We start from the raw sequence: 13168 nt of genomic DNA on the forward strand, positions 1-13168 counted from the left end.
CATATGGTTGGGGAGGTTACCAACCAAAAAGAATATAAGGTGATATGATGGAAAGATTCGTTTGGAAACCGAATATGTCTCTAGCGACTCCTCTATATAAACAAATAGAAACGTATATTAAGGAAAGAATCGTTAATGGTGAATGGACTGTTGGAACGAAATTACCTTCGCAAAGAGATTTGGCACATATATTTGGTGTGAACCGGAGTACAATTGTAATGGCTTTCGATGAACTAGCGGCAAAGGGGTATATTAAAGGAAATGGCAGAAAAGGAACAATTGTTGTAAATAATAATGAGAATGCTTCAATATACGCACCCCCGCCTAATTGGCAGTCTTATGTAGAAAAGGGACTTCATTATCCAAATCTGCCTGCTATTCAAGAAATTAATCAAGCTGAATTTTATCCGCATGTAATTCGTTTAGGAACAGGTGAACTCGCGCCAAGTCTTTTACCTGAAAAAAAGATGAAAGATATTATGAATAAGCTTTTAAAGTCGAACATGATACTTGGATATGAAGAACCGAAAGGGAATTTTTATTTAAGGAAGAAAATTGCGGACTATTTAAAAGGGCATGGTGTATATGTAACTCCTGATTCTATATTAATTGTTTCAGGGGCAATTCAAGCGTTGCAACTTATTTCTATGGGGCTTCTACCAAAAGGGGCATCTATCTTATTAGAAAAACCATCTTATTTATATTCTCTTAATGTTTTTCAATCAGCAGGAATGCGATTAATTGGTATACCGATGGATGAAAACGGTTTACATGCATCATATATTCCAAAATATAAGAAGCAATTTAATGCATCTATTTTATATACAATCCCGTCTTTTCATAATCCGACGAACTTTAGTATGAATGCGAAGAAACGGATAGAAGTAATGGAAATATGTAATGAAATTGGATTGCCTATTATAGAGGACGCGGTATATCAAGACTTATGGTTTGATAAGCCTATTTCAAAGCCTTTAAAGGCATATGATAAAAACGGAATTGTACTACATATTGGGAGTATGTCTAAAGTCATTAGTCCAGGATTAAGAATCGGATGGATTGTTGGATCAGAGCCAGTCATTCAAAGATTGGCGGATATAAAAATGCAAACGGATTATGGCTCGAGTTCAATCTCCCAGCAAATTGCAGCGGAATGGTTTACAAATGGATTGTATGATGAACATTTACTGTTTGTAAGAACTCAGTTGAAAAAACGTAGAGATTTTATGTTAAAAATGTTAGAGAAATATTGTTGTGATATAGCAACTTGGTATGAACCAGTAGGTGGTTTTTATATTTGGTTACATATGAATGTACCCGTTTCAAACCGTAGCTTATTTGACAAAGCTTTGAAAGAAAAGATTTTATTAAATTTAGGTACTTTGTATGATAGAAGTGCAAATCAATTTTTGCGCTTATCATATTCATACGCAACGTTAGAAGAAATTGAAATAGGTATAAAAAAACTTGCACAACTAATGAAAAAGTAAGAGGAGAGAGTAATGAAACAATATGTAATTTGCCAAATTATCAATGGAGAAAAATATTTAGCTGCTTATGCGGAGACGAAGCAGGAAGCAATTGAAAAAGCAGAATTGTTAGGATTACGAACGGGAAATCGATACACCGTTATTACTGCAGAGGAAGCAGAAGGGTTAACTTATCCTTAAACAACGTATAATAATGATGCAGAAAGTAAATAAGCCTAGTAATATATTATATTACTAGGCTTATTTTTTGAAAGCGTTACGTGTTCTCGTATAAAAGATAATAATATTATGAGTCAAGTTGACGGAAATAACGATTTGATTTTCGGTCCTGATTTCCGTTTCTATAGTTATCAATATATTGTCTGAAATTCCACGATTGTAAAAACTTATTTGCGGCGTTATAACCAGAATTGTATAGCCACTCTTTTTCTTCTATTGTTAACTCAAAGTTTGTACTAGTAATGGACCCTGTTGGAATTGTAATTGTTCTTGCTTTTGATTCTTTGTCTAAATGACGTAAATCATGGGCTTGCATCATTGTTTTAAATAGTCCTTTAAACATGGAGATAGGCTCGTTATAGTGAGCAGGGTCAGCTTGAATCTCATCTTTTACGAAATGAAACCCAAAAGTCGGCCAGCGGGGAGAGGTAGGGGAGTCGAAAATCCAAATTGGATAATTGCTTAAAATCCCTCCATCAACCATATAACAAGGTTGTTTCCATTTTGGGGTTCGCCATTTTACCGGTTCAAAAAAGAAGGGGATTGTACTACTCATTCTTACAGCCTTCGCAATAGAGAAGCGATAATTCAAAAATCCATAGTTCGGTAAGTCATCAGGAAAGATAACCATTTTACCATTGCTTATATCAGAAGCGATAATTTTAAGCTTATTTAAATCAGGTAAATCTGTAAATAAGTGAACTCCTTTTTTTCGAAGTAATTCTTCAATCCATTCTTCGATAAAAATATTAGAGTAAATACCAAGAGTAGTCCATGCGCTTAATCCTTTTCCAATAAACGGGATTCTGTCAATAAAGGTTCTCTTCGTAAATTTATCATAATCAATATTTGTTATAATCGTTTTTAGCTCTGAGCAAGAGTATCCTGCTGCTAGGAGCGCAGCGATAATCGAACCAGCTGATGTTCCAGCTACACGTTCCCATTCATAGCCTTTTTCAGCTAACGCGCAAATTGCCCCTACATGCGCAATTCCGCGTACACCGCCTCCTTCAAAAACACCATCAATCTTCATAAAGTCATACTTCCTTTCACATAAAATATTTGAAAATGGCAAAAAAGCACGTATTATACGTGCTTTTTTACAATAGTTTTTAAATTTACTAGCAGCCTACAAAGCCGCCCCAACAGCTAGCTCCGATGATGATTAGAAGGATAAATAAAACGATTAATAAAGCGAAGCCTCCATAACCACATCCACCACAACTACCGCCGTAACCGTAACCGCCGCAACTATATCCGTAACCCATGTGGAATTCCTCCTTAAATTAAAAATAAAAATGAACGAGGGGAAAATGTACTGGAAGAAATAATGAACTATCGTGTTTGTAGGAACAATGTATACTATGCTTTTTTTAACTTGTTCGCGTATGGAAGATGAGCCCGTTTTTTTGAAGGCTTGTTGTTTTTGCAAAGAATGGAGTATAATTTTTGTGCGATGATACAAATAAGTATGTAAATATAAGGAGAATGTATGAATAAACAAATTGAAGTATTAATTGATAAATATGGGCTGACGCATTTAAAAGAGGAACTTATGAATACTGTATTTCCTTGTATAAAAGTTGTGCCAAAGCAGGAGGAAACAGTAGCGATAGGTAGTTCGAAAATGGGAGGGGTTCCTGACTTGCCATTTACATTTGAATATCCAACGCATAAAGGAAATACGTTACAGTTTATTGCACAATTTAATTTAAAGGATTTACAAAATATTGGTATGAATCACGATCTTCCTAAGACGGGGATGTTATATTTCTTTACCGTGGAAAATTACTTTGAAGAAGATGTGAATCCAACCGAAGCGGGGCGTGTGCTTTATTATGATGTTCCTGTAGAGCAATTACGAAGAGGAGATGAATTGCAAACGAATTATAACCAGTGTGCAATTACTTTTGAATTAACGTATAAATTGCCAGAGCTTTTCATTGAAGATGAGGCTGATTCGGACCGTTTCTTACAATTACTTGAAGAGCTAATCCCAGACAACTATGATAACCATCAAATATTTGGTGAGCCATTTTCTGTACAAGATGAGGTATTATACGAGACTGGACAATATATGGACATAGATCCGCAGCAAATGACGCTTTTATTCCAAATTGATTCAGATACTAAAAATTGTAATATGATGTGGGGAGATTTAGGGATGCTTTATTTCTGCATTGGAAATGAAGACTTGAAAAATCGACGTTTTGAAAATGTATGTTGTGTATTACAAACTTGTTAATGAAAAGGGTTGTTCTTGTAAAAAGAACAACCCTTTTACAATGTTAAATATGCATAATCTCATATGACCTATACGAAAAAGTATTGTATACTCTGAAACTATACGATACTTTTTCGTATAGTTATAGAATGTAAGGAGTGACGAGATGGGAAAGACAAGTAAGTATGTGACAGCTGCCGCACTTTGTTCAACTATAGTAATGGGGGGCTTACACGCGTCATCTGTATCTTATGCAGCTACAAATCAAACTGTAGCGACATCGCAATCAGATACAAAGTTGTTAAATGATTTCAAAAAAGAATTAAAAAAACAGATTGATAATCGAGAAGAAAATATTACAATCACATATAAAACAAAAGATAGAAATGCTAGAAGTATTATGGATGAATTGTATGGCGAGTTTAATAAGATTGTAGATGCAGATGAGTATGTAAAATATAATGTAGCGTCTACTAGATATTCCATTAAAGGGTTACCAGGAAACTATACGTTTACACTGCAAGTGAAGTACCGTGAATTGAAAGAGCAAACACAATATGTAAAATCTCAGGCAAAAGCGATTATCGGCTCGATTGTAAAACCAGGGATGGATGATCATGAGAAAGTAAAAGCTATTCATGATTACGTTGTAAAACATGTATCGTATGACACGTCGTATCAAGCATATACAGCATATGAAGCGTTAGCGAATAGCTCTGCTGTTTGCCAAGGATATACGTTATTAACATATGAATTACTAAAAGAAGCAGGTATCCAAAACCATATTGTAACAGGTACAGGGAATGGACAAGCTCACGCATGGAATTTAGTGAACATTGAAAACAAATGGTACCACCTTGATACTACATTCGATGATCCAGTGCCAGATAAAGCTGGACGTGTAACATATTCATATTTTAATATGTCTGACGAGCAGTTAAGTAAAGATCACGAATGGGATCGTAGCAAATATCCAGCAGCAACTACAAGCTACTTTAATGAATTAACAAACAAAATAAAAGCGGGTAGTTCAAAGACTGCGGCGTATGAACAAATGTTAAAAGAAACAAATTTAAAATATATGTCTACACAATACGGAGCAGAGAATTATAGTGATTTTAAGAAGAAATTACAGCAACAATTTGCTTCTAAGCCAGAAAAGGTAGAAGTACGATATAAGCAGTCTATGGATGGGACGATGCAAGATATAAAGAAAGTATTAAATGAAATAAATTGGCCAAAAGGTGCAAAGCGTGTGTCTTATCAAGTAGCACCTTATAGTGCGATGGCAGATTATTCATTAGCGACAATTACATTTACGTATTAATCGGTGAAAGAGAGCATCTGTAAAGGATGCTCTTTTTCTTATGTATTACTACAAAAATTAGAATTATATAATAAAATGAAAGGAGGAAGGATGTGGAATCTAAATGAATTTGTTCGAGAGTGATATTTTTACATTGATATATACTTGTTTAGTAATCGGACTTATCGTTTTGTTTTTCCTATCATTTACTTTGTTCATTAAAAGAGTATTGCAAAGCAGTGCTGCAAAAAAACAACAAGTGATGCATATGAATCAGAAGCTAGATCGAATTATTGAATTGCTTGAAAAAGATAAGGAATAGCGATAAAAGAAGTATGAAAAGGGGAAAGAGAATGGCCAATTATATAAAAGAATTACGCGAAAAAGTAGGGCATGATTATGTTTTCTTAAACTTTGCCGGTGGTTTTGTATTTAATAAAGAAGGAGAAGTATTACTGCAAAAAAGAGGCGACTTTAACGCTTGGGGCTTTCCAGGGGGGGCAATGGAGATAGGAGAATCGGCTGCGGAAACTGCAATTCGAGAAATAAAAGAAGAAACCGGGTATGATGTAGAAATAAATGAACTTATTGGAGTGTATACAAAATATTTTCAATCATATCCAAATGGAGACAAGGCGCAGTCAATTGTGATGTGTTTTTCATGCTCAATAGTTGGAGGCGACAAAAAAGTGGATGGTGATGAAACGTTGGATTTGAAGTTTTTCCCGTTAGACGACATGCCACCGTTATTTTGTAAACAGCATGAAGATTGCCTGCAAGATTTATTGGAGAAAAGGGTAGGGGTATATCGTTAACATATAAAAAAGAAGCTAAATGAGATTAGCTTCTTTTTTATGTTTTATTTATTTCCACCAATCATCAAACATTGATGCTGGTACTTGTCTTTTATGCTCACTCACTGTGTAACGTTTTTCAATCTTTTCTGCAACGTCAGCTGGAACTGTTTTACCTTCTAAATAGTCATCAAGTTGATCATACGTAATACCTAACTCTGTTTCATCAGCTTGACCTGGCTTTTCATCTAATAAATCAGCTGTTGGCATTTTTAAGTAAAGTCGCTCGTCCGCACCTAATTCTTGTAATAGAGCGCGTCCTTGGCGTTTCGTTAATCCCGTTAATGGTAATAGGTCTGCACCACCATCTCCGAATTTTGTAAAGAATCCTGTTACAGCTTCTGCAGCGTGATCTGTTCCGATAACAAGGAGCCCTTTTTGTCCACCGATTGCATATTGTGTAACCATGCGGATACGTGCTTTTACGTTACCTTTATTGAAATCTGTTAACGATTCATCTAATAAGTTTTCGTATTGATTTGAGAAAGCATCAACAGTTGAAGCGATATCAAATGCAACAGATTGATCAGCTTGAATAAATTGTAATGCTAATTGCGCATCATCTTCATCTTTTTGCACTTTATAAGGAAGGCGCACGGCGATAAACGTTGCATTACCACCTTCATTACGAATTTCCTCCACTGCAAGCTGAGCTAAACGTCCAGCTAATGTAGAGTCTTGTCCGCCACTAATTCCAAGTACAAATCCTTTCGCACCTGTTTTTTTTACATAATCTTTTAAGAAATCAACACGTTTACGGATTTCTGCTTTCGGATCAATTACAGGTTGAACGTGTAATGCTTTCATAATCTGTTCTTGCAATGTCATTATGTTTTCCTCCTATTCATATTAAAGCGGTAAATAAGTTTATATGTATATTGGTACATACTTCTATCCTTTATTATTTCGCAAAATTAACGAATATACAATAGGATGTGTGTATGAATATGAATGTAGTCATTATAATGAAACTGCATCGTTTAAGCAATTTTTTTGAAACCTTTCAATAATGTAAGGTTTTTGTCATTTGAATCGATGGAAGGGATTTCCGTACTTTACTAATATAAGAACATAGTTAGTAGAAGGGCGGAGAAGTAATATGAATATTAGAGAACTCGCATATCGGAATGTGACGCGAAATAGACGAACATATTCAGCATATTTTTTAAGTAGTGCATTTGCTATTATGGCCTTTTTTGTTTATTCGTTTTTTGCGTTTCATCCGGCATTAAGTGCTGGAGAATTGGGACGATATGTGTTCGTAAGTATGTCTTTTGCACAGTCCATTATTTACTTATTTACATTTTTCTTTATTTTATATTCGATGGGAATGTTTTTAAAAACGAGAAAGCGTGAACTAGGAATTTTAATGATGTTAGGTATGACGAAATATCAATTAAAGCGTCTTATCTTTTTTGAAAATATTATGATTGGAATAGGGGCAATTATTTTTGGGATACTTGCTGGAATGCTATTTTCCGGAATATTACTATTTATAGCTCCAATGATATTAAAGTTAGATATTTCCTTACCTTATTACATTCCAATGAAAGCCATTGTTGTAACGAGTATGATGTTTTTCGTATTATTTATGATCATTTCATTGTTTAGTGCAGGAATGATTCGAAAAAATAAAATTATGAAATTGTTTAGAGGATCGGCAGAAGCGAAGCCGGAACCGAAAGCATCCATTATTTCTTCTATATTAGCAGTTATATTGCTTAGTGCCGGATATGCAGGAGCGCTTATGTCACACGGTGCAATGGTATTTATCATGATGATTCCTGTTACAACGGTAGTCATTATTGGTACGTATTTGCTGTACAAGCAGTTGAGTGTTTTTATTATTAGACTATGTAAAAAAAGTAAACGTTTTTATTGGACACAGACAAATATTATTACGTTGTCAGATTTAGCTTACCGTATGAGAGATAACGCAAGAATGTTCTTTATTGTAACGATAATTTCAACTGTAGCATTTTCAGCAATAGGTACATTAGTTGGCTTTACATCAATGACAAAGGCGATTATGGAGAGACCAATTGCGTTTCACTATCATTCTAAGCAAGGAAATAGTAATGAATCACAGCATTTGAAGATGATTGACGAAGGGTTAAAGAAACATAGTATAGCAGCTTCAAAAACTAATATTTCAACGAAGAAAACGGAGGAGCAGTCGTTAAGAAGCGCCACGTTTATAAAGGAATCAGACTATAAGGAATATGCGAAGTTAACAGGAGAACCCTTTCATGCGGTATCAAAAAAAGAAGTTTTATTTTTGGCAGTTGATATACCAGGACCACCGATGAAAGAAAGAAAAGAAATTACGTTGCCGCATTTGAATGAACCTTTAAAAGTGAAAAAAATTAATACGTCTTCATTAAGTAAAATAATAAGAGGTAACGTTTATGTAATCTCTAACAAGCAGTATGATGCATTACAAGATGGATTTAAAGAGGAAAAAAATTATGTATACAAAACAGAAGGAACGAAAGATGAAATTGAGGTTGGGAAAGAACTAACGCATCAGATGAAACCTTATGAAGAACATGCAACGTTTAGTGCAGAAGAGTACGCACAAAACCAAAGTTTACAAATTGCAGGACCAATTCTATTTGTAGGTTTCTTTATCGGTATTGTATTTTTCGTATGTGCAGGAAGCTTCCTTTATTTCCGTTTGTTTTCTGATTTGGAGGATGATACTCGTTTGTTTGAAATGATTCGAAAAGTAGGTTTAACGAGTAGAGAATTATCGAAAGTAGTTACAATTCGATTGGCGCTTTTATTCTTTGTTCCAATAGGTGTTGCAACATTACATGGGGCAGTAGCGTTAACTGCACTCGGGCAGATGTTTGAGTACCCACTATTTAAAGAAAATACGATTGTATTAAGTATTTTCGTAGGAATTCAAGTTGTATATTTCTTACTGATTCGATCTCGTTATTTAAAACAATTGAAAGAGAGATTATATATTCGTTAAATGTGTTTTTTTAACTTGAGTACAAAATTTTCTAAAAAGAGGCAGGTATTACCAAAAAGTGATAAAATGGAAAAAGCGAGGTGAAAAAATTAATAAAAAGTAAGGGAGGAAGTAATATGAAAGCAACAGGAGTTATTCGAAAAGTAGACGAATTAGGACGAATTGTAATTCCTAAAGAATTACGTGATGTATTGGGAATACAAATTAAATCACCGCTTGAAATTTTCGTAGAAGAAGACAAAGTCATTTTACAAAAATATCAACCTTACAATGCTTGTCAAATAACAGGTGATGTTTCAAATCAAAACATATCATTAGCAAATGGAAACATTACTGTTAGTATAGATGGAGCGAAATATTTAATAAAAGAAATAGAGAAGTTTTTAAACAAGAGTGAGGCTTAGTCTTAATTTATATTATTTTAAAAATTTCATATCATTCTTGAAAGACAATAAAAGGACCAATTTAGTGGTCCTTTTATTTTGGTTATTGGTTGTACCAATCGGATTTTTGATGTCTACAAATTACGAGATAAATAAAAGAGTAGTATAAATTTCGTAAGCCTTATTGAGAAATATTTTTAAGGAAGGAAAACGAAACAACTAAAACGAATGTTACATGTAAGCATTTTCAAAAGTGGTCTGAAATGAAAATAATATATTTTCAGGAGGGATTACGATGAACAGTAGTACAGCGAATAAACAAAAAGGTATACAATTGATTCCTTTTACAGTAGATAAGGTAGTTGAACAAGTAAATGAAATTCCACCAGGTGTACAACTCATTCATGCTCCGCAAGTATGGGAGAAGAGTGCAAAAGGAAAAGATATTGTTGTTGCCGTATTAGATACAGGGTGTGATATGAATCATATAGATTTAAAGGATCGTATTATCGGCGGAAGAAATTTCACGAAAGATTACGAAGGAGATCCAAATATTTATCTTGATAATAACGGACATGGTACTCATGTAGCTGGGACAATTGCAGCGACTGAAAATGGAGTTGGTGTTTTAGGAGTCGCACCGCTCGCTAAAATGTTAGTGTTAAAGGTTTTAGCAGGAGATGGTTCTGGAAGTTATGAGCAAATTATTGAGGCGATTCATTATGCTGTAAATTGGAGAGGACCTAATAAAGAAAGAGTTAGAGTCATTTCCATGTCACTTGGTGGCCCGCAAGACGTTCCGGAATTACATGAAGCAATTCAAAATGCGGTAAAGCAAGATGTTCTCGTCGTATGTGCTGCTGGGAATAATGGAGATTGTAATGATAATACGGAGGAACTAGATTTCCCAGGTGCATACTCAGAAGTAATTGAAGTGGGTGCCGTCAATTTAGAGCGGAAAATCGCATGTTTTAGTAATTCAAATCAAGAAATTGATTTAGTGGCGCCAGGCGATGAAATATTATCTACGTATCCTGAAGGGAAATATGCGGTATTAAGTGGTACTTCTATGGCCACACCGCATGTCGCTGGAGCACTGGCATTGCTCATAAAGCAGTGTGAAAGGGAATATGGTAGAAAGTTATCAGAACCAGAAATATATGCACAACTTATTAAAAGAACTGTACCTTTAGGATATGAACGTACATCTGAAGGGAATGGATTAATAGATTTATTGAAAGAATAACAATTACTAAAAAACATCTCATATTTTTATGAGATGTTTTTTAGTATGGTTCTGTCGCATATATAGTGGAATCTAGTCTTGAATTCTTTTTCAAGAAATGTTTGTCGTAGCTACATCTATTTTTTCGAAGTAGAAGTTATGCATACAATAAAATGGAAAGATTGAGTTACTTACGGGACAATTCTATCGGGATTTTTTTAGACATTCGTTAATTATTTCGTATTCTTTGCTCGGTAGTGATATCAAAAAAGTGTGCTTTCGCTAAACTAAAAGCTAATGGAAGTGTATCGTTAGTTTTAATCTCGGAACGAGCGTTAATTCGCGCAATAAAGTTTTGGTTTGAAAGTTTTCCGTGAATCATCGTTTCAGCACCTAATAATTCAGCAACTTCTACTGTAATTTCGACTGTGGATTCAGGAGAAGATTGAAGAACGATAGGTTCATCATGAATGTCTTCAGGACGAATACCGAGTATGATTTTTTTTCCATTATACCCTTTTTGCTTTAATGTCTTTAGTTGACCATCTGGTACTTTGAAGCGGATATTTTCCATGTGAAAATAGCTATCTTGTAATGTCCCAGTAAAGAAATTCATAGCTGGAGAACCAATGAATCCGCCAACAAATATGTTCTCAGGAGTATCATATACTTCTTTTGGAGTTCCAACTTGCTGGATGAGCCCATCCTTCATAACAACAAGGCGTGATGCCATTGTCATTGCCTCTGTTTGATCATGTGTCACATATATAGTGGTCGTATTTAAACGGCGGTGAAGTTTAGAAATTTCTGAACGCATACTTACGCGTAATTTTGCGTCTAAATTCGATAGAGGCTCGTCCATTAAAAATACTTTTGCATCACGGACTATAGCTCTTCCTAGTGCAACCCGTTGGCGTTGTCCACCTGATAATGCCTTTGGTTTTCGTTGTAAGTAATCTTCTAGCCCTAAGATTTTTGCTGCCTCCGTTACCCGGCGATTAATTGCATCTTTTGGAAGTTTGCGTAACTTTAAGCCAAACGCCATATTATCATACACAGTCATGTGCGGATAGAGTGCGTAATTTTGAAATACCATCGCAATGTTGCGATCTTTTGGAGCGACATCATTCATACGATCCCCATCAATATAAAACGAACCATCAGAAATGTCTTCTAGCCCTGCAATCATACGTAGAGTTGTTGATTTTCCGCACCCAGAAGGACCGACAAATACAATAAACTCTTTATCTTTAATATGTAAATTAAAGTCAGAAACGGCAGTGATTTTATTATCATAAACTTTAAAAATATGATCTAATACAAGTTCGGCCATAAATATCCACTCCTTTTTTGGTAATTGATAGAATTATAAGATTATTAAAGGCGTAAGTAAATTGGCATTGTGCACAAAAGAATGAGGAGCTTTTATGCAAGTTTACAGATTTAAGATACGAGAAAGCTCCTGTAGAACTTAAGTTCATCTATAGATATGGGAAGAAAGTATTCTTTTCTCGTAGAAAAATAAGTTTATAGAGTTTCCCAGTCACACAAGGGACTATAAAACGATGATGATATAAGAGAAATGAATATTGTATCGTCTTTCACGAGATATCTAAAGAAAGAAACGCCATATAAACTGCTACTGCACCTTCAAAGGTTTTTATATTAATCCCTGTTTTTTCAATGAATTTATCAATTCGATACTGCAAAGTATTACGATGTAAATATAATTGTTTAGCTGCAAGAGAGACATTTAAGTTACACTGGAAGAATACTTTAACGCTATCTATTAGTTCTTTATCGTTTGAAATATTTTCTAATAATTGATTCGTGTATTTTTTTCTTTCTTCTTTTGGTAATGAAATCATTAATTGATAAGGGAGAAGTTGTTCAATGTATGTAATTTTTTTTGATAAATAGGGAGAAAGAACAGAAAATAATGTTCGTTCCCATTGATACAGGTAAGTAAATTCAGTTGTTTGCGAATAACGTCTTCCAACAAAGAAGGATAGGGATATAAAAAAATCTGTTTCTAGTGTATCTAAGGCTGTTTGCAATACAGATTCCGTTATGTTTTCTTCTAAGATGAGGACACCGGCTTGCGAAGTTTCCCATAACATTGTAGTAGTAAAAGAAAACATAGACTGTAAAGCATCTTGAAATTCTTCTCTTTCTACAATAGATTGTGTTGTGAAGAAGTGTAAAAAACGAACTGATCGTATAGGGATATTGTTATTTCTGTATAATGCTTCGTACCACGATTTTTCTTTTTCCGTTTTATAAAATGTATCAGCATGAATGGGTGTTAAGATGGATGAAAGCAATTGATGTTCCTTTTGATGTAATCGAATTTTTCGAATCCCGACTTTATTTCCTTCAACTAAAAACCAGCTATAATCTTCTGACAACACAGCTTCATTGATTTTTATATCCTCACCATAATATGTTTTTAATTGTTGAATCATAGGGACACTCTCTTTCCAAAAT

At 34.4% G+C, this 13168-nt stretch carries 14 protein-coding genes; 9 read left to right on the top strand and 5 right to left on the bottom strand.

Translation table 11 applies throughout. The features are described from left to right. Window positions 1-47: 47 nt before the first annotated feature. Complete coding sequence (locus MR147_RS02230; RefSeq protein ID WP_074607198.1) at window positions 48-1490, top strand: aminotransferase-like domain-containing protein; 1443 nt, start codon at window positions 48-50, stop codon at window positions 1488-1490. 12 nt (window positions 1491-1502) lie between these two features. Further along, entirely contained in the window at window positions 1503-1670 is a 168-nt protein-coding gene (locus MR147_RS02235; RefSeq protein ID WP_000816383.1) for a DUF3933 family protein, read from the top strand. Between the two features lie 106 nt (window positions 1671-1776). Here MR147_RS02235 and MR147_RS02240 read toward each other — a convergent pair whose 3' ends face one another. Next, window positions 1777-2742: a patatin-like phospholipase family protein gene (locus MR147_RS02240; protein WP_074607200.1), complete on the bottom strand. Its 966-nt coding sequence runs from the start codon at window positions 2740-2742 to the stop codon at window positions 1777-1779. 88 nt (window positions 2743-2830) lie between these two features. After that, window positions 2831-2977, bottom strand: a complete 147-nt coding sequence (locus tag MR147_RS02245) for a YjcZ family sporulation protein (RefSeq protein WP_000540425.1) — start codon at window positions 2975-2977, stop codon at window positions 2831-2833. Window positions 2978-3201: 224 nt separating this feature from the next. On the opposite strand from MR147_RS02245, the gene MR147_RS02250 reads away from it, so the two are divergent. The 4 genes from MR147_RS02250 (at window position 3202) to MR147_RS02265 (ending at window position 6054) form a co-directional block, all read left to right on the top strand. After that, complete coding sequence (locus MR147_RS02250) at window positions 3202-3954, top strand: YwqG family protein (RefSeq protein WP_242303586.1); 753 nt, start codon at window positions 3202-3204, stop codon at window positions 3952-3954. 145 nt (window positions 3955-4099) lie between these two features. Further along, entirely contained in the window at window positions 4100-5260 is a 1161-nt protein-coding gene (locus MR147_RS02255) for a transglutaminase domain-containing protein (RefSeq protein ID WP_242303587.1), read from the top strand. Between the two features lie 103 nt (window positions 5261-5363). Beyond that, a complete protein-coding gene (locus tag MR147_RS02260; RefSeq protein WP_001048092.1) occupies window positions 5364-5561 on the top strand; it encodes a DUF4083 domain-containing protein in 198 nt (65 codons plus the stop codon). A gap of 31 nt (window positions 5562-5592) precedes the next feature. Then, window positions 5593-6054 (top strand): NUDIX hydrolase, encoded by a 462-nt coding sequence (locus tag MR147_RS02265; RefSeq protein ID WP_000035005.1) that lies wholly within the window; start codon window positions 5593-5595, stop codon window positions 6052-6054. A 48-nt stretch (window positions 6055-6102) separates the two neighbouring features. Here MR147_RS02265 and nadE read toward each other — a convergent pair whose 3' ends face one another. Further along, complete coding sequence (gene nadE / locus MR147_RS02270) at window positions 6103-6921, bottom strand: ammonia-dependent NAD(+) synthetase (RefSeq protein ID WP_000174879.1); 819 nt, start codon at window positions 6919-6921, stop codon at window positions 6103-6105. A gap of 271 nt (window positions 6922-7192) precedes the next feature. On the opposite strand from nadE, the gene MR147_RS02275 reads away from it, so the two are divergent. From MR147_RS02275 to MR147_RS02285, 3 genes are all read left to right on the top strand, one after another. Then, window positions 7193-9073, top strand: a complete 1881-nt coding sequence (locus MR147_RS02275; protein ID WP_074607206.1) for an ABC transporter permease — start codon at window positions 7193-7195, stop codon at window positions 9071-9073. Between the two features lie 116 nt (window positions 9074-9189). Then, complete coding sequence (locus MR147_RS02280) at window positions 9190-9477, top strand: AbrB/MazE/SpoVT family DNA-binding domain-containing protein (protein ID WP_000648330.1); 288 nt, start codon at window positions 9190-9192, stop codon at window positions 9475-9477. 274 nt (window positions 9478-9751) lie between these two features. Then, complete coding sequence (locus MR147_RS02285) at window positions 9752-10702, top strand: serine protease (protein ID WP_001089035.1); 951 nt, start codon at window positions 9752-9754, stop codon at window positions 10700-10702. 208 nt (window positions 10703-10910) lie between these two features. Here MR147_RS02285 and MR147_RS02290 read toward each other — a convergent pair whose 3' ends face one another. Then, entirely contained in the window at window positions 10911-12014 is a 1104-nt protein-coding gene (locus MR147_RS02290) for an ABC transporter ATP-binding protein (protein WP_074607208.1), read from the bottom strand. 268 nt (window positions 12015-12282) lie between these two features. Beyond that, entirely contained in the window at window positions 12283-13146 is an 864-nt protein-coding gene (locus MR147_RS02295) for a PucR family transcriptional regulator (protein ID WP_000615939.1), read from the bottom strand. Window positions 13147-13168 lie beyond the last annotated feature (22 nt).

Source organism: Bacillus cereus group sp. BfR-BA-01350 (assembly GCF_022663775.1).
In the GTDB taxonomy this organism is placed as follows: domain Bacteria; phylum Bacillota; class Bacilli; order Bacillales; family Bacillaceae_G; genus Bacillus_A; species Bacillus_A paranthracis.

Coding starts and splice junctions, on each gene's coding strand:
- MR147_RS02230 (WP_074607198.1), top strand. CDS start 48: ATGGAAAGATTCGTTTGGAAACCGAATATGTCTCTAGCGACTCCTCTA.
- MR147_RS02235 (WP_000816383.1), top strand. CDS start 1,503: ATGAAACAATATGTAATTTGCCAAATTATCAATGGAGAAAAATATTTA.
- MR147_RS02240 (WP_074607200.1), bottom strand. CDS start 2,742: ATGAAGATTGATGGTGTTTTTGAAGGAGGCGGTGTACGCGGAATTGCG.
- MR147_RS02245 (WP_000540425.1), bottom strand. CDS start 2,977: ATGGGTTACGGATATAGTTGCGGCGGTTACGGTTACGGCGGTAGTTGT.
- MR147_RS02250 (WP_242303586.1), top strand. CDS start 3,202: ATGAATAAACAAATTGAAGTATTAATTGATAAATATGGGCTGACGCAT.
- MR147_RS02255 (WP_242303587.1), top strand. CDS start 4,100: ATGGGAAAGACAAGTAAGTATGTGACAGCTGCCGCACTTTGTTCAACT.
- MR147_RS02260 (WP_001048092.1), top strand. CDS start 5,364: ATGAATTTGTTCGAGAGTGATATTTTTACATTGATATATACTTGTTTA.
- MR147_RS02265 (WP_000035005.1), top strand. CDS start 5,593: ATGGCCAATTATATAAAAGAATTACGCGAAAAAGTAGGGCATGATTAT.
- nadE (WP_000174879.1), bottom strand. CDS start 6,921: ATGACATTGCAAGAACAGATTATGAAAGCATTACACGTTCAACCTGTA.
- MR147_RS02275 (WP_074607206.1), top strand. CDS start 7,193: ATGAATATTAGAGAACTCGCATATCGGAATGTGACGCGAAATAGACGA.
- MR147_RS02280 (WP_000648330.1), top strand. CDS start 9,190: ATGAAAGCAACAGGAGTTATTCGAAAAGTAGACGAATTAGGACGAATT.
- MR147_RS02285 (WP_001089035.1), top strand. CDS start 9,752: ATGAACAGTAGTACAGCGAATAAACAAAAAGGTATACAATTGATTCCT.
- MR147_RS02290 (WP_074607208.1), bottom strand. CDS start 12,014: ATGGCCGAACTTGTATTAGATCATATTTTTAAAGTTTATGATAATAAA.
- MR147_RS02295 (WP_000615939.1), bottom strand. CDS start 13,146: ATGATTCAACAATTAAAAACATATTATGGTGAGGATATAAAAATCAAT.